12 protein-coding genes and 1 pseudogene are annotated in these 26,745 nt (G+C 39.6%); 5 read left to right on the top strand and 8 right to left on the bottom strand.

Annotated elements, in window-relative coordinates; all coding sequences use genetic code 11:
* Nucleotides 1-2: 2 nt before the first annotated feature.
* Nucleotides 3-1,991, top strand: coding sequence for a MacB family efflux pump subunit (locus ACFILW_RS07065; RefSeq protein WP_375622508.1), 1,989 nt, complete (start codon nt 3-5; stop codon nt 1,989-1,991).
* 1,152 nt (nt 1,992-3,143) lie between these two features.
* On the opposite strand, the pseudogene ACFILW_RS07070 reads toward ACFILW_RS07065, so the two are convergent.
* A pseudogene (locus tag ACFILW_RS07070) lies at nt 3,144-3,354 on the bottom strand (integrase); the annotation flags it as partial.
* Nucleotides 3,355-4,086: 732 nt separating this feature from the next.
* Here ACFILW_RS07070 and ACFILW_RS07075 point away from each other — a divergent pair.
* Complete coding sequence (locus ACFILW_RS07075) at nt 4,087-9,045, top strand: DEAD/DEAH box helicase (RefSeq protein WP_375685422.1); 4,959 nt, start codon at nt 4,087-4,089, stop codon at nt 9,043-9,045.
* Nucleotides 9,046-10,387: 1,342 nt separating this feature from the next.
* On the opposite strand, the gene ACFILW_RS07080 is transcribed toward ACFILW_RS07075, so the two are convergent.
* The 6 genes from ACFILW_RS07080 to ACFILW_RS07105 form a co-directional block, all read right to left on the bottom strand.
* Nucleotides 10,388-11,053, bottom strand: a complete 666-nt coding sequence (locus tag ACFILW_RS07080; protein ID WP_375622514.1) for a YdcF family protein — start codon at nt 11,051-11,053, stop codon at nt 10,388-10,390.
* Nucleotides 11,054-11,057: 4 nt separating this feature from the next.
* Nucleotides 11,058-12,011, bottom strand: coding sequence for a cell division protein FtsX (locus ACFILW_RS07085; RefSeq protein ID WP_375622516.1), 954 nt, complete (start codon nt 12,009-12,011; stop codon nt 11,058-11,060).
* Nucleotides 12,004-12,663 (bottom strand): cell division ATP-binding protein FtsE, encoded by a 660-nt coding sequence (ftsE, locus tag ACFILW_RS07090; RefSeq protein WP_273723097.1) that lies wholly within the window; start codon nt 12,661-12,663, stop codon nt 12,004-12,006. Before ftsE ends, ACFILW_RS07085 begins: the two co-directional genes overlap by 8 nt.
* A gap of 534 nt (nt 12,664-13,197) precedes the next feature.
* Complete coding sequence (acs, locus tag ACFILW_RS07095) at nt 13,198-15,141, bottom strand: acetate--CoA ligase (protein WP_375685423.1); 1,944 nt, start codon at nt 15,139-15,141, stop codon at nt 13,198-13,200.
* A 1,135-nt stretch (nt 15,142-16,276) separates the two neighbouring features.
* Nucleotides 16,277-16,453, bottom strand: a complete 177-nt coding sequence (locus ACFILW_RS07100; RefSeq protein ID WP_375622521.1) for a hypothetical protein — start codon at nt 16,451-16,453, stop codon at nt 16,277-16,279.
* A gap of 1,192 nt (nt 16,454-17,645) precedes the next feature.
* Nucleotides 17,646-18,335, bottom strand: coding sequence for a YggS family pyridoxal phosphate-dependent enzyme (locus ACFILW_RS07105; RefSeq protein ID WP_375666211.1), 690 nt, complete (start codon nt 18,333-18,335; stop codon nt 17,646-17,648).
* A 166-nt stretch (nt 18,336-18,501) separates the two neighbouring features.
* Between ACFILW_RS07105 and leuS the strand changes: the two genes are divergently transcribed.
* Nucleotides 18,502-21,144: a leucine--tRNA ligase gene (gene leuS, locus ACFILW_RS07110; RefSeq protein ID WP_375685425.1), complete on the top strand. Its 2,643-nt coding sequence runs from the start codon at nt 18,502-18,504 to the stop codon at nt 21,142-21,144.
* A complete protein-coding gene (lptE, locus tag ACFILW_RS07115) occupies nt 21,131-21,739 on the top strand; it encodes an LPS assembly lipoprotein LptE (RefSeq protein ID WP_375622525.1) in 609 nt (202 codons plus the stop codon). Before leuS ends, lptE begins: the two co-directional genes overlap by 14 nt.
* On the opposite strand, the gene fsa is transcribed toward lptE, so the two are convergent.
* Nucleotides 21,736-22,389 (bottom strand): fructose-6-phosphate aldolase, encoded by a 654-nt coding sequence (gene fsa, locus ACFILW_RS07120; RefSeq protein WP_375685424.1) that lies wholly within the window; start codon nt 22,387-22,389, stop codon nt 21,736-21,738. The genes lptE and fsa overlap by 4 nt on opposite strands.
* 886 nt (nt 22,390-23,275) lie before the next feature.
* Here fsa and ACFILW_RS07125 point away from each other — a divergent pair.
* Nucleotides 23,276-25,483 (top strand): primosomal protein N', encoded by a 2,208-nt coding sequence (locus tag ACFILW_RS07125; protein ID WP_375645942.1) that lies wholly within the window; start codon nt 23,276-23,278, stop codon nt 25,481-25,483.
* Nucleotides 25,484-26,745: the final 1,262 nt, after the last annotated feature.

Genomic DNA, 26,745 nt, shown 5'->3' on the forward strand with positions numbered 1-26,745 from the left:
GTATGAACACAAATCAAGAAGATGCTGTCTTCGTCTTGGAAAATATTGTGCGAAAATTTCCTGCGGGAGAAACGTTTGTTACCGTTTTGCACAACATTAACCTTACCATTAAACGTGGTGAAATGGTAGCAATTGTAGGTTCTTCTGGTTCAGGTAAATCTACTTTGATGAATATTTTAGGCTGTCTTGATCGTCCAACTTCTGGCCGTTATTGGATCTCTGGTAAAGAAACAGCTTCTCTTTCTGCGGATGAGTTGTCCGCTTTGCGACGTAATCATTTTGGCTTTATTTTTCAGCGCTACCATTTGTTGAATGAATTAACAGCTCTTGGTAATGTTGAAATTCCGGCTATTTATGCGGGATGTGCCGTGGAAGCAAGAAAAAAGCGTGCACAGGATCTTTTAACGCGTTTGGGCATGGGTGATCGGATAAATCATCGTCCAAATCAGCTTTCCGGTGGTCAGCAACAACGTGTTTCTATTGCTCGGGCGCTCATGAATAATGCGGAGGTCATTCTTGCAGATGAACCAACTGGTGCATTGGACAAAAAGAGTGGGCAAGAAGTATTGCATATTTTGGATGAACTTCATCAAGAAGGGCGTACTATTATCATTGTAACCCATGATATGCAGGTGGCTGAAAGAGCAGAGCGTATTATCGAAATCAGTGATGGGGAAATTATTGCCGATAAGCGGTCAAGGGTTGCAAAAACAAAAGTTGGTAAAAAATCTCTTCAGGAACAACAAAATCTAAAAGGCCAACAAAAACTGGGCTTTTTTCGTTCTTTTGTTGAGCGATTCCGTGAGGCGTTTGTGATGGCTCTGTTGGCAATGAATGCACATCGCATGCGGACTTTTCTAACAATGCTTGGAGTGATTATCGGTATTGGGGCGATTATTGCTATGGTAGCTTTAGGGAATGGTACACGAGAGAAAATTCTGGAAAATTTTAAAAGTTTGGGCTCTAATACCTTGACAATCTTTCCTGGGAAAAGTTTTTCTGATCCACAAGCAGAAAAAATAACCAGTTTGGTTGAAGCTGATGCAGAAGCCTTGTCTGGATTACCTTATGTTTCTGGTGTAACACCACAGATTTCAGCAAGCTCGAAAGTGCGTTTTGGTGCAGTTGAAGTCAATGCCGTCATTGCGGGGGTGGGAGAACAATTTTTTCAGACACAGGGGCTCAAAGTTTTCAAAGGACAGTTTTTTGATCAAAAAAGTGTACGTGATCGGGCGGTTGATCTCGTGATCGAGAAAGAAGCATTGTCTGTTCTTTTCCCCCATAGCCATGAAAGCCCCCTTGGAAAGGTGGTACATGTGGGGAATGTTCCTGCGCGTATTATTGGTGTTGTTGATTCGCAAAATAATGCAAGTGGAGATATATCAAATACCTTACAGCTTTATTTGCCCTATACAACAGTGCAGACACGTTTTCTTGGCACAACAGAAGTTCGTGCAATTATTGTTAGGATTGCTGATGATATTGATTCACATTTAGCGGAGACCATGGTAAAACGTTTCCTCATTATGCGGCATGGCGGGGAGGATTTTTTTATTAGAAATTCTGAATTTTTCCGTGAACGTGTTATGGAGAGTACAAATATTTTAACACTTTTAATTTCTTCAATTGCAGCTATTTCCCTGATTGTGGGGGGGATTGGGGTGATGAATATTATGTTGGTCACTGTTTCTGAGCGGATCAATGAAATCGGCGTGCGTATGGCAGTGGGTGCACGGCAAAGTGATATTTTACAGCAATTTCTTATTGAAGCGATTTTGGTTTGTGTGATTGGTGGTGGTTTGGGGATCTTGCTTGGGCTTTCTATCGGTGGCTTATTTCTTCTGTTTAAGGCACCTATCCATTTGGTTTATACACTTGAATCGATCATTATGTCTCTTACTTTTTCAACCCTCATTGGGATATGTTTTGGCTTTTCTCCAGCTCGGCAAGCTTCACGGCTTGACCCTGTTGTCGCTCTTTCACGCGATTAGACGTTATCAATTGGGTCATGTTTGTTCGTGATGCTTTCCACTTGGATGAAGCGTTTATAAGCGAAACATGGATGAGAAAAGTTTAGCATTATTGGCTGCTCTATTTTAGAAAACGTTTTGTTTGTTAAGTGGAGCGTACCACTAGAGGTGAGCGTTTTATAGCGCACCACATCATGTGAGATATGGTAGGCATATAAGCCTTCTTGAGGCATTAAATGTTTTGAGAATGCATGATGAATATTTTAAATCTTTCTGTTCGAGTCTTGTGGAAGTAAATCCTATTAAGGAGAAATTAAATAGAACCTGTTAGAATGAGATTGCTTGCAGACTGAATTTTGTTAAAAATTCTCGTCTTTTGAGATGTGAAGAGGAGGACAAATGAAATATACTGCGCGACGATTTTTAAGATTTAACCTAAAAAGAGGCGGGGGAAGTGAATAGTATATCTGCTAATAAACAAAAGAACAAAAAAGAAGGTTGATGCCAAAAACAGCTTAAACCTCCATTCTTCCAAAAAAAATGAACTGGTATCGAGATAGCTGAGCAGTTTAAGAGGTTTCGTTTAGTCTTTTTAAGATTTTTGGAAAAGAGGTTATGAGGATTTCTCACTTTTAGTTTTGCAGAGGGTGGTGCAAATTATAGGTGTTTAGGTTTATGCAAATAAATAATGATCATGCTCAGGTTTTAAAATGTGACCTAAGATACAGCCGTTTTCTGTTCCTTTATGCGAGTAACTTAGCTTTCTTTAGAATATTTTGTTTAAGGCATCGCTTTTTTCTGCCTTATTTCATGATTTTGGAGCTGAAGGATAAACAAGCCATTTGAGTTTCTAGGGTAAGGATGCCGTCAGATACTCGGTAGGGGGGGCGCGATCTTAAGAATTAATTCCGTGAGATGCGGGTTTGATTTCATGAGTTTGGTGAGGACAACAAAAAGTTTGAGAGGCGGATAGCTTCTTATTTTGAATGATGTATGAATGAAGAGGGCTTTCATTTATTGAAAAAGAATAAGCTCATATTCAGCAGGTGTGAGATGAAGTAAGAGCATCGTAATACCAAGCTGCAGTTATGCTGCTAAAGAACATAATGGCGCTAGTGATGAGCAATGGTATGTCTAGTTGGTATGGTGTTCTCCCTTCTGCTACAAGTTCGATACAGAGCGCCATTGTGTTGCACATTGACACTCTTGTTTTAAAGAAACCTTTCTCAAGGTATCCAAGCCTATTTTGCGACGCTGTTCATGGTAAATCTATTGAGCACCTCCATCTTTACGCTTATGAAGTAATAAGCCGGCACTATCATTATATTTGCTAGCTCGTGGGTGTTGCGATAGACCTTGCATTAAGACGGTCCATAAGAGCCATTTTTAGTCATTTCTTGTACAGTTTTTCTCCACACACTCATCCCGCTTGTGATGTGCAAGCGGGTGGTTTTGATTGATTCAAGATAAACAGATTTGAAATGAGAGAATCTTACGTTATTCAGAGTTCTAATTCAATATGAATAACGCTATATTATCATTATAAATCAATATATTGTACATATAAAAAAGAATTCTAAAACCACCCGCTATAAAGTATAAGAAGCGAATAATTAGTCTACGGAAGAACAAAAGACAAAGAAATATTTCAAAAATCAAAAATTTGAATATCATGACTAATATTTTGCGTATTATAGTAAAATTATATGCATTATCGCTTGTAAAATGCGCTGTTTTGTGTGTGAAGTTTCTTCCTTGGTGTCTTGTGTGTTCGCAGGTGTCCTATCCATTTTCCCCCTCTCATTCTTAAGCTAAATCTTAAAATTATTGCGCACTTTATTTTGTATTCTTAACAAAAGGCAAAAAATATTTTCAAAATCATCTCGCCTTACCGTTTATTTCCATAGGGATATAGACATCAATAAATGCATCATATGATTTGGGGGATACTCAAAAGGATCAACAGATTCTCTCTTGTTGATTTAATTAAGCATAGAAGAAATGTCTTAAAATCAAGCAATTTTAAGCTTTTTTTAAGTTTTTTGGGTAGAACAAGAGGCATTAATGAATAGGTCTAGATTCGATAATTGAAGATGTTTTTAATAGGGAGAAAAGCATGACGACGCTACAATCGCTTTTACAGACCTATCGTGATAAAGCGCGTACTGAACGAGACAAAGGTACGTATTTTGAGCGTTTTGCTCTTGCTTATCTGACACATGATCCTCTTCAGTTTGATCAGTATGAAAGGGTTCAAACCTTTAAAGATTGGGCTCGTGAAAATGCTTGGGATGGTCGGGATACTGGTATTGATCTTGTGGCAAAGCTTCGTGATGAAGAGGGATTTGCAGCAATCCAATGTAAATTTTATGATGCAGCCTATCGGATTAGAAAAGCAGATATTGATAGTTTTATTTCGGCATCAGGGAAAGCTCCGTTCAAGCGGCGTGTGATTATAGATAGTACTGAAAGTGCTTGGAGTGATAACGCTGAAACAATGATACGGGGGCAGGATATTCCTGTTATACGGATTAATCTTTCCGATATACAACAAAGTCCGATCCGTTGGGAAACTTTTGCAGCTAAAGGCAAAGTTGTTTTGGAGGATAAAAAGAAGCTGCGTCCACATCAATTGGAAGCATTGCGTGATGTGCGTGCTGGGCTTGCTCAAGCAGATCGGGGGAAGCTTATTATGGCTTGTGGTACTGGTAAGACATTTACCAGTCTTAAAATTGCTGAGGATTTGGCGGGTGAAGGCAAGTTTGTTTTGTTTCTTGTTCCTTCTTTGGCGCTGATGTCACAGACGGTGCGTGAATGGACAACGGATGCAGGGATCGGATTGAGATCTTTTGCTGTTTGTTCCGATACACAAGTGGGAAAGCGTCGTAAAAATAGTGATGATGTTGCTGAAATTGATGTGTTTGATCTTGCTTTTCCGGCGACAACTAATGCTGCTAAACTTGCAGAACAGGTGGCGAAGAGTGTTGCAGATAAGATGACCGTAGTGTTTGCAACCTATCAATCCATTCAGGTGGTTGCGGAAGCTCAGAAAAACTATGGTTTGCCAACATTTGATCTTATCATTTGTGATGAAGCGCACCGTACAACAGGGGCAACGCTGGTGGGCGAGGATGAATCCAATTTTGTTAAGGTGCATTCCAATGATGTTATTTGTGCCAAGAAGCGCCTTTATATGACAGCGACACCACGTATTTTTGGTGATAACGCAAAAAGTCGCGCGAATGAAGCCAATGCCGTTCTTGCTTCGATGGATGATGAAAAGCTTTTTGGTAAAACACTTTTTTATCGGGGGTTTTCATGGGCAGTACAAAATGATCTTTTAACAGATTATAAGGTTATTGTCTTAGCAATGGACGAAAAATTGGTCAGTTCCGCTGTTCAGAAGCGCCTTAGTGATAGCGATTCTGAGCTTGTTCTTGATGATGCAACGAAGATTATTGGCTGTTATAAGGCGTTGACAAAACAAAATATGAAGGCTGATGTTGGTACGGATTTATATCCTATGCATCGTGCTTTAGCGTTTTGTAAAACTATTCAAAGTTCTAAATTGGTGTGTAATGAATTTTCTGCGGTTGTTAGAGAATATCTTGATTATACGAAAGAGGATACAGAAAATGAGCATTTTCTGAAGTGTGAAATTGAGCATGTTGATGGCACTTTCAATGCGAAGGATCGTGGTGCATTACTTGACTGGCTGAAAGCTGATAGTGGTGAGGATGTTTGTCGTATTTTGACCAATGCTCGGTGTTTGTCTGAGGGGGTGGATGTTCCGGCTCTTGATGCGATCATGTTTTTAAATCCACGCAAAAGCCAGATTGATGTTGTGCAAGCGGTTGGGCGGGTGATGCGTCGCTCTGAGGGCAAAAAGATGGGATATGTCATTTTGCCAATTGGTATTCCCTCTGGGATTCCAGTGGAACAGGCTTTGAACAATAATGATAAATATCGGGTTATCTGGCAAATTTTAAATGCTTTGCGTGCGCATGATGATCGTTTCGATGCGACGATTAATAAGGCATCTCTCGGGCAAGATATTAGCAATGTGATTGAGATTATTGGTGTCACACAGAGCACTGAGTTAAAGGCTGTTACTGCTGTTGTAGACAATTTTCCGGTTCGCTCACAACCCGCACGATTGGGCATTGGAAGTCTGGAGCATGATTACTTTCTTACAGAGCAGGTAAACGAGGAGCTTTCTTTCCCAGTGGATGAACTTTCTCGTGCGATTTTGGCAAAGATCGTCAAGAAATGTGGGACACGTGATTATTGGGAAGATTGGGCGCGCAATATTGCTGAAATTGCTAAGAATCATATCATGCGCTTAACAGGTATTCTGGCAGAGCCAAATACTGAGGCACGTCAAGCCTTTGACAGGTTTGTGGCAGAACTGCGTGATGATTTAAATGATGCGATTACAGAGGCTGATGCGATTGAGATGTTGGCACAGCATATTATCACGCGTCCTGTCTTTCAGGTGTTGTTTGAAGGCTATCAGTTCACACGGGAGAACCCTGTCTCGCGTGCTATGCAGCGTATGCTTGATGTACTTGATGAGGCAAATCTTGATAAGGAATCCAAAGATCTCGAGAAATTTTATGCAAGTGTAAAATTACGAGCCAGTGGCATTACGGATCCAAAAGCAAAACAGAGGTTGATTGTAGAGCTTTATGATAAGTTTTTTCGTTATGCTTTTCCACGCACTGTAGAAAAACTAGGCATTGTTTATACCCCCGTCGAGGTTGTGGATTTTATTTTGCACTCTGTCAATGATGTCTTAGAGCAAGAATTTGGGCAAACGCTTGGTTCATCTGGTGTGCACATCATGGATCCCTTTACAGGAACGGGGACTTTTATCACACGGCTTTTACAATCGGGTTTGATAAAGCCAGAAGAAGTGAAGCACAAATTTTCTCGTGAAATTCATGCCAATGAAATTATGCTTTTAGCCTATTATATTGCAGCCATTAATATTGAGATGACCTATCATGGTCTGATGGGGGGCGATTATGTTCCGTTCGAGGGAATTTGTTTAACCGATACATTTCAGCTTTATGAGCAAGAAAAAGACCTGATCAGTGATTTGCTGGTGGATAACAGCACTCGTCGTTCACGCCAAAAGGAATTGGATATTCGTGTTATTGTTGGTAATCCCCCTTATTCTTCTGGGCAAAAAAGTGAAAACGACAATGCACAAAATATTGCCTATCCTAAATTGGATTGTCGCATTCGTGAAACCTATGCCGCTCAATCTAAAGCAAGCAATGTTAATGGACTTTATGACAGTTATATTCGTGCCATTCGCTGGGCAAGTGATCGCATCAAAGACTGTGGTGTTATTGGCTTTGTAACAAATGCAGGTTTTATCAATGGATGTTCTATGAGTGGTTTACGAAAAGAGTTGTGTGAGGAATTTTCCAGCATTTATATTTTCAATTTACGGGGAGATATTCGCAAAAATATGATGAGCAGAGGAGCTGCTCAAGAAGGACAAAATGTTTTCGGCAGTGGAAGCATGACAGGAATCGCTGTGACACTATTTGTTAAAAATCCAAATGTTACGGAACATTGTAAAATTCACTATTACGATATTGGTGATAATCTCACGACAAAAGAGAAACTATGTGCACTTCAGCGGTTGGGTAGTGTTGGCGGCATTAAGCGTGAACATGGCTGGCAGATAATTACACCAGATGAGCATGGTGATTGGCTGGATCAGCGCAACAATGATTTTGAAAAATTTCTAGCCTTAGGTGATAAGAAGGGCAGTGATAAAAGGCTTTTTGAAAATTTTTCTCGTGGTATACAAACTGGTCGTGATGCTTGGACATATAATTTCAGTTGTGAAGCTCTAGCCAATAATATGAATAATATGATTACTTTTTATAACAGTGAAGTAGAGCGTTTTAATAATGCCTACACTCACGCTGATCGCAAGGCGCGTGCGAATGCTGTGAACGGTTTTGTTAACACGGATGCCAAAAAGATTAGTTGGAGCCGTGCACTTAAACAACAATTAGCTAAAGGAAAGGTTTTTGAACTTAAAGAGACGTGCCTTATTCAGAGTTCATACCGTCCTTTTGCACGACAGTGGCTCTATTATAATCGTGCTTTTAATGAAATGATTTACCAAATGTCGCGTATCTTTCCTTTAGAAAAAACATTTGAAAACAAGGTGATGCAAATTACAGGGATAGGAGTAAGTGATTTTTCTATCCTAATGACTAAAGACATACCTGATCTTAATGTAATGACTGCTAGTCAATGTTTTCCAAGGTATGTTTATGAAGATATTGTATCCTTGAAAAATAAGGAGGGGGATCAGGTTCATTTGTTTGCAAATTTTGCAGAGGAAAGCAAAGAAACTGGTTTAGAGCGGCGTGATGCACTCACGGATGAAGGGTTGGCTTATTTTAAGGCAGCTTATCCTGGCGAAATGATAACAAAGGATGATTTGTTTTATTATGTTTATGGGATTTTGCATTCTGAAGATTATCGTGCGCGTTATGCGCATAATCTGTCTAAAGAATTGCCACGTATCCCAACAGTTAAAAAGGTAGAGGATTTTTGGGCTTTTGTTACAGCGGGGCGAAAGCTTGGTGATTTGCATATGAATTATGAAGAGGTTGAACCCTATCCCGTTACCTATAAACAGGGTGATCCAAGAACTTGGGTGATTTCTGATGAGAAGAGTTTTTATCGTGTTGAAGCAATGAAATTTGCTGGTAAGCGTGGTGCTATTGACAAAAGCACCGTGGTTTATAATGCGCATATCACGATGCAGAATATTCCTCTTGAGGCTTATGAGTATGTGGTGAGTGGCAGGTCTGCTCTTGAATGGGTTATGGAACGGCAGGTTGTCAAAACGGATAAAGCGAGCGGACTTGTTAATGATGCCAATCGCTATGCTGTTGAAACGGTGGGTAATCCAGCTTATCCATTGGAATTGTTTCAGCGGGTTATTACTGTAAGCTTGGAAACAATGAAAATTGTGCGCAACCTGCCAAAATTGGAAGTGAGAGAAACTGAAAAGGTTAAGTTATCCATTGTGCGGTAAAAAAGTGTTGAGTCGTCACAAATTGGCACTATCACACACCTTGCCAGCTCGTGGGTATTGTGACAGCCCTTGGCACTTGAAACGGTTCATAAGAGGCATGTCTTTCTTGTACAGTTTTACGCTGCGCAGGCTCTCTTCCTTTGTGATGTGCAAGTCCTATGTGATGTGCAAGAAAATGGTTTTGATTGATTCAATAGAGAACAGATTTGAAATGAGAGAGTCTGATGATATTGAGAGCTCTCATTCAAGTTGTAGCGTAATAAATTTCATTATAAATCAATATATTGTATGTGATAAAGCACCTTAGGCAGTGAGGTCGCTAAAATTATGACGCATGAGCTTTAGCGGCAGTGATGAATATTCTCAGGCAGGGTTTTCTTATCGAGCTTTATGTGAGTAAACCATATAAATGGGGAAGCTGAGAGGAACATGTCCAGAGAAAGTGGATTGTTTACAAATCGTTGCTAATAAGAATCGTCGCCTTTTGAGATGTTGAGAGGAAATGACAATTCTCATGAAATCTGTCTTTTGAGGTGTTCTGATATTGAAGTGAGCAGGGAGAACGCGTTAGACAAGAAGCTGAGTTATTATTGTTTACAGATCAATAGAGTTTAAAAATTTTCGTTCTTTTTTGGGGAGGAAACCAGACAAAAAGTGATCTTAGAGAGCGAAATGATTTCAAAAAAGATTGCGATAAAAAACGTGGGGTATTTGTAGCGGTGTGCGTTTTGAGCTTATTCCTGTCTGTGATCTAAAATGCTCTTAAGAAGATGCTTTTTAGAATAAGAGATTGTTACTAATATATTGACTTATAATGATAGTTTAATCTTCTCTCTGTTGAATGAGAAATCTAAGTATTATAAATTTTCTTATTTTAAATCTATTAAAATTATTTTTTTGCATGTCATACGAGGTTGGTATGTTCGTGTTTAAGAAAGGCGTAATGCATGCCTCTTACCAATCATCCCAAGAGGTTTAAGAGCTATCGTAATACTTGGGGGGTGGCAAAATATAGGGTGAGGCGGTTTGCATTTTTTATGAAGGGTAAAGAGGGTGGTATCAATAAATTTTTATGACAAGTCTGGAGATCTTATGGCTGTCTGGGCACTCTATTTACAAGAGCTTATATATTGAGATGGTATGTACAGATCCGCGCTGTGAGATATGTTTGGGATGTAAGAGATGTCTTGGGTGAATGTGCAATACAGTGATACATGTATTGTGGGGTACTCTGTGTTGTATGAGGGTAAGCTCTGTCGAGATTTTATAGAGGCAACTCGTGTGGAAGGGTATGAAGCGGTTCGTGGGTGGTAAGGTTTTTAAAAAGTCAGAAGGATAAAGATTAGAATGCGGTTCTGATATAGACTTGGAGCGTTTTAATATATTGGAATATAAGAATGCGGATTTGATTGATCTGTTGTATTGCGCTTTCAGCATTGTTCTTTTTAACAGGATAGGCAATGAAATGGATATCAGGCATTAAATATTTAAGTTCTCGCATCGAGCGCCACACATGGTAATCATGGGTGACGATATAAAGGGTTTTATAGTGGTGTTTTTTGATCCAATCGGCGCTTTCTTTAGCATTTCCTCTGGTGTTAGTCGCTTGATGCCCGATGTCAATACAACAGGAGATAAGCCGTGGGGTAATATGCATGTTATGCATAAAGCCCTTCAGATTGGTTGTGGTGTTTACACCACTGATGAGGAGACGTGAACCAAGCCCCTTTTGTAAGAGATAAAGTCCTGCCTCTATTCGGTTTTCTCCGCCTGTAAGCACAATGATTGCATCGGCTTTGGGAAGAGGGGTTGGGGGATAGAGACGTTCGGTTTTTTCAGAAAAAACAATGAAACCACCCCAGAAAATGAAAACAGTGATTGCAAGAGTAAGGGTTGTCGGTGGAAAATAACGAAATAAGAAGTGCATAGACCAACGATAGTGTGCCCGTTTTGGAAGAGGGCGTTCTAAATTGTTTTGCGTCAATGAGTTGAAAGTGTTGTGAGTCATAAAATTAAAATAAACCGTTTTCACATTGATCGATTTTTTTCAGTTGCGCTAAAATAGTCATGCGGTTTGTAAGGGTGGTGAGAAAAGAAACGAAAATAATAAGGAGAATGATTTTTCCATAAGGGATAGAACTGATGGAAAGATGTCCAAACAAAGCTGTTACTTGGCTGGCTTCTACTCTTCCCAAGTTATAATTCGTCCAGAAGCAAAAGGCTGAAAACAGAAATATGCTTGTAAGACCACCATATAAAGCACCACGCAGCGCAGTTTTAAAAAAATGCCAGTCAAATTGGCGCGCAATGAAAAGAGTTTCAGTACCAAGGAAATATAAGACATTGATAATATGTGCATTTTCTGCCAATGCATTGCGGGTGGCAAAAATGATGGTAAGAATAAGAGAGCCTAGAACCAATGCTAAAATTGAAAAACCAATGAAAACAGTGGTGTGTGCCATGGTTGCAAAACGATGAACCCAAACACGATGATCATCAAATTGACCTCCTGGAATTTGGGTTTTAATGGCGTGATTAATAGCTGCAAAATTGATTTCTGTATCCTCTTTTAGAGTGACAATGATAAGGCGGGGAAGAGGTAGTTCATTGATATTAAAACCTGTTCCAAGCCATGGTTCCAGTAACTTTTCTGTGGCTTTTTGGTCAACAATTTTTGCATCTTGTACACCAGAAAATGTTTTAACCAATTGTACGGCATCACGGAGTGCTTTGTTGATATCAACATTGTCAATGGGGCGTATTTGTATTGTTGCTTCATAGCTAATTTGACTGCTCCAATTTTTGGCCGCACGGTGGACTAAATCAACACCGATTAAGGTGAGACTTGAGAGAAATGTCATAATAGCAATCACGGCAACGAGTGCTTTTCCAGAAATATTACCACTGGGAATAATCGCTGTTGTGTTTTTTTTATTGCTTATAAAAATGGGGAAAGATTTATTCATGAATCGTCATCCGTCCGTTATGGAGAAGCATACGCCGTGCTGCAACTTGTTCCATTAAGGCTATATCATGGGTGGCAATGATAACAGCTGTTCCAAAACGATTTAATTCAATAAACAAACGGAGGAGGCGTTTTGCCAAGGGCGGATCGACATTCCCTGTTGGTTCATCCGCAAGGAGGATTTCGGGTTGATCAATGAGTGCGCGTGCTATGGCTACCCTTTGTTTTTCTCCACCGGAAAGAACCGGTGGTAAAACATGAATATGATCTCCAAGACCTACCCAACAGAGAAGATCTTCCACTTCACTGCGATAGGTTGCTTCTTCTTGTCCTTTAATGCGTAAAGGTAAGGAGACATTTTCATAAGTGGTCATGTGGTCGAGTAAACGAAAATCTTGAAAAACCACACCGATACGTTGTCGCAGCGCAGGGAGCTCTTGTCGTTTGAGCAATGCTGTGTCTGTTCCAAAGAGATCAATATGACCGCGGGTGGGTTTGAGTGCCAAAAACATAAGACGCATCAGCGACGTTTTCCCTGCTCCAGAGGCACCTGTGAGAAATTGAAATGATCCAGGAGGAATATGAAAGCTAATATCACGAAGGACCTCAGGGCCCATTCCATAGCGTAGGCCGACATTTTCAAAATGAATCACTTTTTATTATTACTCCTGATTTTATATTGCATCATTTATTCTAAAAACTCTTACTTTCATTGCTTTAGATTTTTGTTGTAAGCTTGTTTATTTTAGATTTCATGGTTTTCAATATTTTTTATACACCCTCGTTATAGATAAATATTTTTGCTCAAGAATATTATCACTTATACTTTCTTTTTTTAGCCTTATTTATGATTTTAGCAGGAATTTCAAAGGGATTCTAGCATAAACATCAGAACTATTTTTCCTTCTTACTCAGAGGCTTTTTTTGCATTGAGTGGACATTGGGTGATTTTAAAAAGCTATGTTGCTCTTTTTATCTTACTTTCTTATTCTTGTTCGCATCCCAATCCTGAGGTTTTTGCTTAAATTATTTCTTACCTGTCATGAAGAAAAGCGTTTGTTGTTAGAATGATTGAGCTTTTCATGAATTGTTTTGTTTTTTATTCTCCTCGGTGGTTTTCGTAATAATGCTGAGATAATTTTAGCAGAAAAACAAAAACCACCGTATGTTGTATTCCGTCCTGTTTTTTAGTTTTGTCGGTTGGCAATCAGATCTTCAACAACTTGTGGTTCAGCAAGGGTTGAAATATCTCCGAGAGTATCAAAATCGTTTTCAGCGATTTTTCGTAAAATACGTCTCATAATTTTCCCTGATCGTGTTTTGGGAAGCTGCGGAGCAAACTGAATTTTATCCAATATGGCAATAGAGCCTATTTCTTGTCTCACATGCTTGATAAGGTCTTTTTGCAATTCTTCACTTGGCTCTGTTCCTTCCATGAGAGTCACAAAACTATAAATTCCTTGTCCTTTAATGGGATGCGGGTAACCCACAATAGCTGCTTCTGATACAGCGGGATGAGAAACAAGAGCTGATTCAATTTCAGCGGTTCCTAATCTGTGCCCCGAGACATTGAGAATGTCATCAACTCGTCCTGTGATCCAGTAATAACCGTCGCTATCGCGCCTACAGCTATCGCCTGAAAAATATTTTCCTTTATAGGAGGAAAAATAAGTTTGAATAAAGCGTTCATGATCCTTATAAAGTGTGCGCATTTGTCCAGGCCATGAATCACTGATACAAAGATTGCCTTCTGCTTCACCTTCTAAAACATTGCCTTGGGCATCAACAATTTGGGGTTGAACACCAAAAAAAGGACGTGTGGCCGATCCTGCTTTGAGGGGTGTTGCACCGGGCAAGGGCGTGATCATATGCCCTCCTGTTTCCGTTTGCCACCATGTATCGAGAATCGGACAACGGCCATTTCCAACTGTATGATAAAACCATTCCCATGCTTCTGGATTAATCGGTTCTCCTACCGTGCCTAAGAGACGCAACGATGTTCTGTTTGAGTGTTCAACAAACGCATTTCCTGCTCCCATTAAGGCGCGGATAGCTGTTGGTGCGGTGTAGAGTGTATTGACTTGATGCTTGTCGACAATTTCCCAGAATCTGCCTTTGTCAGGAAAGGTTGGTGTGCCTTCAAACATTAAAGTGGTCGCACCATTGCATAAAGGTCCATAAACCAAGTAAGAATGACCGGTTATCCAACCAATATCAGCCGTACACCAGTAAACTTCATCGGGGTGGTAATCAAAAACATATTGGTGAGTCATCGAGGCAAAAACAAGATAGCCTGCTGTGGTATGCAAAACACCTTTGGGTTTGCCTGTTGAGCCTGAAGTATAAAGAATAAAAAGTGGATCTTCAGCATTCATTGGTTCTGGTGGACAAGCTGTTTTGGCATGAGCTATCTCTTCGTGGTACCAAAAATCACGCCCCTCTACCCATTGAATGGGTCCACAAGTTCGCTGTATAACCATGACTTGGTCCACATGCACGTTTTGGCGCGCTGCTATCTCAATAGCATGATCAACATTGTCTTTTAAGTTGATCCGTTTGCCGCCACGCAAGCCTTGATCAGCGGTAATAATGAAGGTTGATTCACAATCGACAAGGCGTCCTGCTATTGCTTCAGCAGAAAAGCCAGCAAAAATAACCGAATGAACAGCACCAATGCGGGCGCAGGCGAGCATAGCATAGGCTGCTTCGGGAATCATAGGAAGATAAATGGTTACTTTATCGCCTTTCTTAATGCCACGACTTTTCAAAAGATTGGCAAAACGACAAACATGTTCATAAAGCTCGTTATAGGTTATTTTTTTATCATGATAAGGATTATCTCCTTCCCAAATAAGCGCGATTTTGTCTCCATGGGTTTTCAGGTGGCGATCAATGCAATTATAGGCAACATTTGTTATCCCATCTTCGTACCATTGAATGGAGACATCTCCGTTAAAAGAAGTGTTTTTTACTTTTGTAAAAGCTTTAAACCATTCAATGCGTTGACCATGTTTGGCCCAGAAGCTTTCTGGATCATCGATGCTTTCTCGATACCACTGTTGATAAGTTTCCTCGTCGAGTAAAGTATTTTTTTTGATCTCTTCTGATATTGGATAAATTTTTTCAGTCATGCTTCCCTCTTTTTATTGTTTTGAAAATCTGCCGCTGTATTTTTGTATGGTGATATTTGTGGCAGAGTTTTCCCAAAAGCTTTTCATTGTGAGGTTAGACTAAATGACAAAGATTAGAATAGTCAATTTTTAAAATCTGATGTGATGATATTAAAGAGGGTATTCTATGTTTTTAGGATACTCAAATATAGCAAAACCTATTGCGGTATAGAGCTTTTTATAAACACACTAAGACATTTAAAAAATGTCTATTATAAAATATTTCTCAAAAGTTGATATAAACCAATATCGTTAAAGAAAAGACTCATAAGAAAGAATATTGAGCTTATTAATAATGATTTTTTTAGATAATCTTTCCAACTATAATAAATAAACTTATAATAAAAAAGATATATTAAACCAAAAAAAATGTTACTATAAGCGATTCAATAATTTTATGAGTAAAATCTGTCATTATAAATCATAACCACTCATTAATAGTATCGTTGCTACTTTATTCAGCGTGCTCGCAACTCATTCAATAAAGATTAATATAAACCGAAATATCTACGCAAAAAATTAGAAATAAAGAACATAATAAATGACGATAATGCCATTATAATAGACAATCTCCAACCTACGCCATTGAATATTTTAAAAGAAATGGCAATTATAGGAGTAATTATAATTAACATGCAAAACATTCTTACAATTTCATAATGAATATCCATTATAACAAAATCCTAGTTATAGTAATGAGATTAATAAATACTTATGAAAAAATTTGTTCAGTATACTCGAAACTCATCCGATAAATATTAATATAAACCGAAGTATCTACACAAACTATCAAAAATAAAAAACACAATAACTGACAATAAGGCTATTTTTATAGATAGTTTCCAACTGTAGCCACCAATTTTTTTTAAACCAATAGCATATATAGGGATAACGACAATGAGAATGCAAAACAGTCTTATGATTTCATAAAGAATATTCATTATAACAAAATCCTGATTATAAGAGGTGATCCGCAATAGATATCCCTGAAAAATATTTTATCCATAGATGTAGATATTTAACTTTGGTATATTCTTTCAAATATATTTACAAAACTACTAATTTCAGAGATATCTTTGTAGCTATTCTCTATAAATTAGAACCAACAATTCCAAGCTGATTGTCCAAAGCCATAAAGAGCACCTCCAATGAGTCCCCCTCCAAAACCTACAGCTCCACCTGTAAGAGCACCTTGTAGTCCTCCAAACAGATACCCTCCTGCTGCACCTGTTAGTCCTCTCTCAGTTGCTAGTTGAGTGGAGTGTGAAAACATGTTATTAGCAAAACCACTAACGCTACATGCATTTCATGAGTAGGTCTTGAATTGTGCGAATGACCAAAAGAAGGACTTGTCGCTATATGACCTATTAATTCTCCTTAATTATCTATATTAAAAGTAGTATCATAATGATACATTTCAAATGGCTATTATGTATTTTATATCAGCGTAAAAGATAAATTTTAAAAAATAACAATAAAAATACTGTATAAATCATATATATGGTATGTATGTATGAAATTTTATTCTTAAAAAGATAATAATATTATTTGCAATATTTTAAATATGTAAGAAATATCTCCTGTTTTTTCTTAATTAAAGTTTAAATTTAGAAAAATTGCGTATATGAAAAGTTGAAGTTTTTCTCTTTGTTTAAGAGAACGACAAAGGAATATCGTTATTGAAATCTGCTTTGTTGCTATTGTTTTGTGTGTATGTGTTATGCCTACATGCACGGGGTTCGTTCTTTTATTTTTCAAGCAGATATTGACCGTATTTTACGCTTTGTAGAGCATAGAAAGCCTCTATGCTATCGTTGACCTTATAGATTGCTATCATGTTGTTTAGCGCGGTTCTTGGTGCTCTATTGGGTATTTGAGATGTTTATTTTGCTCAAGTGACTTACATGAAAGAGTTTTGTTACTGTATTATAACCATAAGCCTCTTTTTGTCTGCTTTATGCCATTGGCATGTGGGGAAATTGTGTACGCGTGTTGGAGAAGTTAAGAGAATTCATGATTTTCAATGGAAATCATTGCGATGATCTTATTCAATATTCTTTTGCTATTAGTGATTTTGCGACAGTTTTTTCATTCATGCGCAACGCTCCTCTTATCATTTTGCCTTTATATAAGGATTTATTTTTTATGTTGCTTTTGCTGGAGAGGCGGTCAGAGGGGAGTAAAGTAGAGCCAATGTGCGAGAATATGAGAGCCAAATTGCAATGCTAATTTGAAGTTATTGTATGTGTTGTGGATGTGCCGGTGAGAAATTTGAGAAACCAGCTTTTTTGCTAATTTTGCTAACAGGATGAAAGAGGGGCTAGAATCTTTTTTGCTAGAATTGCTCTTTTGTTGATATTGAAGGAAATATTTTTTCTCATTTCTGCTGTTTTGGTCTTGTTCGTAGAATCTTCAATGGGAATTTATATGAAGGGGGGAATGAATTTATATGAGGGGAAATTGCTTTACACAGGGCGTTTTCCAAATAAAGCAGAGCCAATGCGAAGGACATTAGAGCCAAACTGTAAGGCTGTTTTGAAGTCATTGGACATGCCCATGGAAAGCTTTGGAAGACCGGCTTGTTTTGCCAGCTTTGCTAACAATGCGAAATAGGGGCCGGGGTTTTCGTCGACAGGGGGGATGCCCATAAGACCGATGATATCAAGTCCATAATTGTTTTTGCATAGAGAAACAAAAGGGATCACTTCTTGGGGTGCAACACCACTTTTTTGCGGTTCTAACCCAGTGTTGACTTGAACATAGCAGGGAAGATGCCTTTTTTGCTTTTGCATTTCTTCCATCAAAACTTTGGCTATTTTTTCACGATCAACCGTTTGAATGACATCAAAAATCTTTACAGCTTCAGCGGCTTTATTTGATTGTAGGGGACCGATGAGATGGAGTTTAATATTTTCAAATTGTTGACGTAACCCGAGCCATTTTTGTGCCGCTTCTTGTACGCGGTTTTCTGCAAAAAGACGTTGCCCTGCTTGTAAAATGGGGCGTATATCAACAGCAGAAACAGTTTTTGAAACAGCGATAAGTTCAATTTCTTCTACAGGGCGTTGTAACTCTTGACATGTTTCAGCAATGTCTTTTTGAAGGTTTTGCCATGCTTCAATGGAAGGGGTATCAAAGGGTGTTTGTGTATTCATGTTTTTGTGCTTTACCGTTTTTGTTCAAGAGTTGGTCGTTTTTTTAAAAGTTTTATAAAATACTTAGGGAAATATTTCACGAAAATGTTGACGATGAGGTTAATCCATGGTCAAGCATAATAAAACAAGTTTTTTGGTTCAGTTTTATTAAAAGAGTATAATGGGAATGACGATTGAGCATTATAAGATAGGCGAACGCTATAATCCACGGGCGAGAGAAAAAAAATGGCAAGAAATTTGGGATGAAAAGAAAATTTTTCAGACTGTCCAAGAAGATGCTCGTGAAAAATATTATGTTTTAGAGATGTTTCCTTATCCTTCTGGGCGCATTCACATGGGGCATGTGCGCAATTATGCCATGGGGGATGTGGTTGCACGCTATAAACGCGCCAAGGGGTTTAATGTGCTTCATCCCATGGGGTGGGACGCTTTTGGGATGCCGGCTGAAAATGCTGCTATGCAAAATAAAGTGCACCCTAAAACTTGGACTTATCAAAATATTGCAGTGATGCGGGGGCAATTAAAACAATTAGGGCTCTCGATAGATTGGACTCGGGAATTTGCGACTTGTGATGTGGAATATTACCACCGCCAGCAAATGCTGTTTCTTGATTTTTATCAAAAGGGGTTGGTTGCGCGTAAAGTGGCTAAGGTGAATTGGGACCCCGTTGATCATACTGTTTTGGCCAATGAACAGGTGGTTGATGGACGGGGATGGCGTTCTGGTGCGTTGGTTGAACAGCGGGAATTAACCCAGTGGTTTTTCAAAATTAGCGACTTTAGTGAAGATCTCTTGACTGGGCTTGAAGAGCTTGAACAGTGGCCTGAAAAAGTTCGCACCATGCAAAAAAATTGGATTGGAAAATCACAAGGTTTGCTGATTCGTTGGGCTTTAAAGTCGATAGGTGATACTGATGATGTTTGTGAGAAATTTGATGAGGTTGTTTGTTATTCAACGCGCCCTGATACACTTTTTGGTGCCTCCTTTTTGGCTCTGTCTGTTGATCATCCTATTGCACAAGCTTTGGCAAAAAAAGACAAAGCGTTGAGTGCTTTTATCGAAAATTGTCGGTGTGGTGGAACGACAACAGCAGCACTTGAAACGGCTGAAAAACAAGGGTTTCTCACTCCTCTTTTAGCGGTGCATCCTTTTGATTCAACGATGCATATTCCCGTTTATATCGCTAATTTTGTGCTTATGGACTATGGAACAGGGGTTGTGTTTGGTTGTCCGGCCCATGATCAGAGAGATTTTGATTTTGCACGTAAATATGACCTTCCAATAAAACCAGTGGTTTTGCCTTTAGGAGTTGAGAAAGAAGATTTTGTCACACCTGAAACCCCTTATGTTGGTGATGGGGTGATGATTAATTCTAGATTTTTGGATGGTTTAACACCCCAACAAGCCTTTGAAGAGGCAGCGAAAAGGCTTGAAAAACAAATGCTCAATGGGCAACCGCAAGGGAAAAAAACAGTGCAATTTCGTTTGCGTGATTGGGGGATTTCGCGGCAACGTTATTGGGGGTGCCCCATTCCCATGATCCATTGTACAACTTGTGGGGTTGTCCCTGTTCCACGTGCTGATTTGCCGGTTGTATTACCTGAGGATATTACTTTTGATCAACCGGGCAACCCTCTTGCACGGCATGAAACATGGCAGAATGTTGCTTGCCCGATCTGTGGTCAACCTGCCAAACGTGAAACCGATACCATGGATACATTTGTTGACTCTTCTTGGTATTATGCACGCTTTACGGCTCCTTTTGCGCAGGAACCGGTTGACAAACAAGCAACAGCTGAATGGTTGCCGGTGCAACAATATATTGGTGGAATTGAGCACGCGATTTTGCATCTTCTTTATGCGCGCTTTTTTATGCGTGCCATGAAATTGCTAGGTTATGTGACGGTCGATGAGCCTTTTAAGGGGCTTTTTACCCAAGGGATGGTGGTGCATGAAACCTATCGGGATGAACAGGGTTGGGTTTCTCCAGCAGAAATTTCGATTGTTGAAAAAGATGGAAAGCGTCAAGCTTATAAATTAACCGATCAAAGTGAAGTGACGATTGGTTTGATTGAAAAAATGTCTAAATCAAAAAAGAATGTCGTTGATCCTGATGATATTATTGCATCTTATGGTGCTGATACTGTGCGCTGGTTTGTGTTGTCAGATTCTCCTCCTGAGAGGGATGTTATCTGGACAGAATCTGGTGTTGAAGGGGCTCATCGCTTTGTCCAGCGTGTTTGGCGCCATGTGGCTTTGAGTGCTTCTGTTTTAAAGGATATATCCCCTTGTGCAGGGCATCAGGGAGCGGCTTTGGAACTCTCAAAAGCAGCTCATCGTACGCTCCACGCTGTAGAAGATGATTTGGAAAAATTTGCTTTTAATCGGGCTATTGCACGGCTTTATGAATTCTTGAATATTATGGCACCGTTGTTAAACAGGATAGCAAGTGTTGACGATGAAATGAAAGCTTCTTTACGTCAAGCCATGGATTTTTTTCTTGCCATGATTGCACCAATGATGCCTCATTTAGCAGAAGAATGTCATGCTGTTTTAGGGGAAGAAACTTTAATGTCTACGCTTGCTTGGCCTGTTTATGATCCCGCATTAATTGTTGAAGAATGTTACACTTTGCCGGTGCAAATTAATGGTAAAAAACGTGGTGAAGTGACTGTTGCAGCAACAGCGAGTGAGACGATGATTAAAGAAGCGGTTTTGGCTTTAGACTTTGTAAAGGCGCAGCTGATTGAAAAGCCTATGAAAAAAATCATTGTTGTTCCAAAAAGGATTGTGAATGTCGTTCTTTAAAAGTTTTATTCTTTTCGTTTTAGCTGGTGTATTCACACTGTTGTGTGGATGCAAAGTTGAGCCGCTTTACCGTCAAGAATTGCAGAGTTCAATGGCGATGGATGCTGCTTCTTATGGGAATTCTTCTTCTGCATATCCTTCTGGACAAGCTTCTTTGGGGCTTGCGCAAAAGCTTGCCTCTATTGTTGTGGAAGAACCTTCGGATCGTTTTGGTCAAATGGTGCGCAATCATTTACTGTTTCTTTTGTATGGGAATGGGGGTAAATCTTCTCTACCGGCTTATCGATTGGCATTGCAGACGTCCGTATTTACAAGAGAATCGATGCAGATAGAGGTTGATTATGATAAAAAGAGAGAGGGACGATCTTCTGTTGGAACTATTATGAGCAGAGCTTCTTATACTTTGCAGGATATGAAAAATACTCTTATTGTAAAAGGAACTGCAACACTGAACGCCTCTTTTGAACGCCTTCGTCAAGAATATGCAACGATGCAAGCAGAAGAAGATGCAAAAAAACGTGTTGCGGAAGAGTTGGCGGAACAGATTTTTTTGTTACTTTCAAAAGATCTTTCCAATACAACGTCTAGATATTAAACAATATTTTGTCCTGTTTTTTTCCAGTCGTCGAGAAATATTTGCAACCCTTTATCAGTGAGAGGATGTTTGACTAGGGCTTTTAAGACTGTTGGTGGAACTGTTGCAACGTCAGCACCGCTTAGTGCTGCTTCTTTGACATGATTAACGGTACGGATTGAAGCAGCTAAGATTTGTGTTTCAAAGTTATAGTTATCATAAATTGTGCGTATTTCATGAAGCAGTTCACTGCCATTATTTCCGCAATCATCAAGTCTTCCGATAAAAGGTGAAACGAATGTCGCACCTGCTTTGGCGGCAAGTAAGGCTTGATTGGCAGAAAAACAAAGGGTGAGATTTGTTTTTAATCCTTCTTTTGTGAGGGCTTTACAGGCTTTTAATCCATTAAGTGTTAAAGGAAGCTTGATGCAAATATTGTCGGCAACCTTTGCTAAAACAGCCGCTTCTTTCATCATGTCTTCAAATTGAGTTGCGGCAACTTCAGCAGAAACAGGTCCGCTAACGAGAGCACAAATTTCTTTTGTAACATCAAGAATATTGCGTCCTGATTTTAGGATAAGAGAGGGATTGGTGGTAACACCATCAACAAGACTTAAATTCTGTAACTCTTGGATTTCTTCAATATTGGCGCTATCCACAAAAAACTTCATCTCTAACCTCTTCTTTTTAGCTTTTACCCTATTTTTTGTTATGCGCTATTGTTGACGGCAAAAGCAAGAGCAAGAATTAATATAAAGAACAAAAATGCTAGGGTATTAATTATGTATCTACTTTTTGTAAAGAAAGCTCTCTTATTGTTTTCACGTCCATTTCATGGTGTTGCTCGTAATAAGGCGTAGGATTCATTTCGCACTACCATCTTTGTATCTTAGCATCTTTGCTTGATGATATCTTTATGCTTATGGCAATAAGCCAGTATTATCATACACTGTGCTCATTTCCCATTGGTGATTGCTCTTGATATTTGAGAATTTTTATAAGACGTTTCCTTTTTTCACGAGGTTTACATTTAGTTTTTCTTGTTGCGTGTCAGTGAATGGATTTTTGTGTCGCAAAACACCGTTGATGAAAATATGCGTTTTATGCATGAAGTTTTTCTGTGCTCAAAGAATTTGTTTATAACGAAAAAAATTCTCGTATTGAAGGTTTTTGTTACAATATGTAAAATGATGATTATATCTTTATAAATCAGTTTGTTGAAGATAAATTGAGATATGAGGCAGTAAAAAAAATAAAAGTGTGCATTGGGAAGAAGTCACACTATGGGATCGCTTTGTTGAAGGACGCACTTACGATATCATGTTGAATGCGTGATGAGCTTTATTTGCACAGAAGGATGGCGCTGTTTTTTTGCTATAGAAGAAGAGATTGGTTCTTTATATTGGCACTTTGGTGATGGAATGCGTGTTAAAAAGAATTTTTGTTAGAAAAGTGTTGTGATCGGGGGGATTGAATCCTGCAATGAATTTTATAAGAGTGTTTAAAGATAAGCTGTAGATCTGTTGGTGCTCAATAGGTCGTAGATTGGTTAAAAAGATGAATTCAAACATGATAGAGGAAAAGATTGTATCCGTATTGGTTCCTCTTCCTGTTGCTCACCCTTATAGTTATAAAGTTCCGTCTTCTATGGAAGTGAATATTGGTTCTTTTGTTCGAGTTCCGGTGATGGGGCGTGAACTTTGCGGTTTTGTTGTGGATGTTGGAGAAAAAATAGCGGATGGGAAAGGGGCTGCTCATGTGGCACGTGAAAAATTACGCTTTCTTCTTCATGTTTTTGATTGTCCCCCATTAAAGTCAGAAATGATCACATTTTTGCGTTTTGTTAGTCGCTATACAATGGCACCTTTTGGTCTTGTTGCACGATTGGTTTTGTCTGTACCGGCTGCTTTAGAGCCGGAAGCGCAGATGCTGGGTTTGCGATATTGTGGTGGCAATGTAGAACGTCTCACACCAGCACGATCACGGATTTTGGAATTGGTACGTGATGAGAAAATATGGACACGTTCTGGTCTTGCGCATGCGGCTGGAACTTCGGTTTCTGTTGTTGAAGGTTTAAAAGCTCTAGGGGTTTTCGAAGATGTTATGGTTCCTGCTCCTGATCTTGTGGAAATGCCTGATCCTGATTTTTGTCCTCCTCAGTTGCAGGGAGCACAAAATGAAGCAGCAACAGTATTGCGGGAAGGTGTTTTATCTTCTCAGTTTCAAGTTTTTTTGCTTGATGGTGTGACTGGGTCTGGAAAGACAGAAGTTTATTTTGAAGCGGTTGCTCAAGCCTTCAAAGGGGACAAGCAGGTTTTAATTTTGTTGCCGGAAATTGCTTTAACTCAGCAGTTTTTAGATCGTTTTTATGCACGCTTTGGCGCTGCGGCAGCAGAATGGCATTCCGATTTAACACCGCGTCGTAGAGAACGCGTCTGGCGGCAAGTCGCAGAAGGGCGGGTGCGTGTCGTTGCGGGGGCTCGTTCGGCACTTTTTCTTCCCTTTCCTAAGCTTGGCTTGATTGTTGTCGATGAAGAACATGATAGCGCTTATAAACAAGAAGAGCGCATTTTTTATCATGCTCGTGATATGGCTGTTGCACGGGGCTCTTTTGAGCATTTTCCTGTTATTTTATCTTCAGCAACACCGTCGATTGAAAGCCAAGCCAATGTTTTAAAAGGGCGTTATCAAAAGGTGCATTTACCTTCCCGTTTTAAAGAAGTTGCACTTCCACAGTTGCGGGTGGTTGATATGCGCCAAGGAGGAGTGCAAAAGGGGCGCTTTATTTCCTTTTCTCTTGAAAGGGCTTTAAAACAAACGCTTGATAAGGGCGAACAAGCTCTTCTTTTTCTTAATCGTCGTGGTTATGCACCTTTGACTTTATGCCGAATTTGCGGACATCGTTTTCATTGTACCGATTGTTCAAGTTGGCTGGTAGAACATCGTGCGCAAGGGCAACTGAAATGTCATCATTGTGGATATCATGAACCACTTCCTCAAGCCTGTCCTGAATGCGGGACATTAGATCATCTTGTGGCTTGCGGACCGGGTGTGGAAAGAATTGCCGAAGAAACACAAATGCTTTTTCCTCAGGCGCGATCATTGATCCTTTCAACAGATCTCAAAGGAGGGATTGGACAGTTGCGCAGCGAATTGCAAGCCATTGCCAATGGCGATGTGGACATTATTATTGGAACACAGTTGGTCGCTAAAGGACATCATTTTCCCAAGCTCTCTCTGGTTGGCGTTATTGATGCTGATCTTGGTCTTGCCAATGGCGATTTACGCGCAAGTGAACGTACCTTCCAGCTGCTTTCTCAAGTTACCGGAAGAGCAGGGCGTGTGGGATTGAAGAGTTTAGGATTATTGCAAACCTATCAACCAGATCATCCGGTCATCAAAGCCTTACTTTCATGTCAACCAGAAGATTTTTACACACGTGAGATTGCGGCACGGCAGCATTATCATTTGCCTCCCTATGGGCGGCTTGCCTCTTTGATCGTATCTGCACAACAGCGTCAAGAAGCAGAATATTATGCGCGCGCATTGCGTCAAGCAGCGCCACGGGAAAAAAATATCTCGGTTATGGGACCAGCAGAAGCGCCTTTGGCTTTAGTTCGGGGGCGTTATCGTTTTCGGCTTTTGCTGCAAGGACAGCGCTCTTTTGATATACAAGGTTTTATACGTGCCATGCTTAGCGGGACACCCAAAATGCCCAGTTCCGTTCGGGTTCAAATTGATATTGATCCGCAAAGCTTTTTCTAAAACCCGTGCAATATTACAATGAAGGGGTGTGGGTTTAATGAAGGTCGTGGTTTTGATGTTGTTTGACGTTCAAACCTCATACAGCAGCATGTAATAGAAAATAAAATGTTTTTGTGCTGTATGAGTCGTTTTGATGTTATGCCAAATTAGAGTGAACATATTATATCTGTTTTGTTTATCTTTGATGAGAACATAGATTCATTTTGGAGCGTAAAGGTAAAAACAAGTGTTTACCGTTATCATCTTTTTTATTTGATTTTTTTGTTTTTAAAAGCGTTCATAGCAATATTTTTTAATTATGGAGCTGCCCTAGCTCTTCAAGCTTTTGTTACTCTTGTTCTTTAATGGGGCTGCGTTTTTCATGCAAAGCAGAGCAGCCAAAACAGAATATCATTGTATTGTTACATTATATATGCTTGTTTAAGTGAATATTTCTCAGCACGCTCGAATTCATTTTATGATGTTACCCGTGTGAATAATATCATTGAGTAATATAATGTACAAGGTTTTATGAATACAGAAGCCGTTAGGGAGTACCATCTTTATTTTATAAAGATACCGGTTGGCACCATTATATTATTTTCGCTCTGAGTGTTACGAAAGCTCTTGGTCCTTGAGAGCGTTTATAAGAGATGTTTTGTCTTTAATCATTTTATCCCTCTTCCTTACTTGTAATGGAGCAAAGGAATGATTTTGATCAAAGAACTTGAAATGAGAGAATGATGTTGGGAGGACTTCAGTATGAAGAAAGATATGTTATCATTATAAATCAATGTGTTGTATATTTAAGTTGTATATTTTAAAAGTGTTTTTAAAAGGAAATATATTTGGTGAAATGTTTTCAAAAGCGTGGGTATTTGAAGAAAAAAGATCAAATTTTTCTTAATATTAAGGGGGATATCCGTTATTTTTTCTTGCTTATGAGTTTGAAATAATACATTTTTTCAGTCGCAGTCGCAGTCGCAGTCGCAGTCGCAGTCGCAGTCGCAGTCGCAGTCGCAGTCGCAGTCGCAGTCGCAGTCGCAGTCGCAGTCGCAGTCGCAGTCGCAGTCGCAGTCGCAGTCGCAGTCGCAGTCGCAGTCGCAGTCGCAGTCGCAGTCGCAGTCGCAGTCGCAGTCGCAGTCGCAGTCGCAGTCGCAGTCGCAGTCGCAGTCGCAGTCGCAGTCGCAGTCGCAGTCGCAGTCGCAGTCGCAGTCGCAGTCGCAGTCGCAGTCGCAGTCGCAGTCGCAGTCGCAGTCGCAGTCGCAGTCGCAGTCGCAGTC

The sequence above is a fragment of the Bartonella sp. TT110JLCBS genome (assembly GCF_042193405.1).
GTDB lineage: Bacteria > Pseudomonadota > Alphaproteobacteria > Rhizobiales > Rhizobiaceae > Bartonella.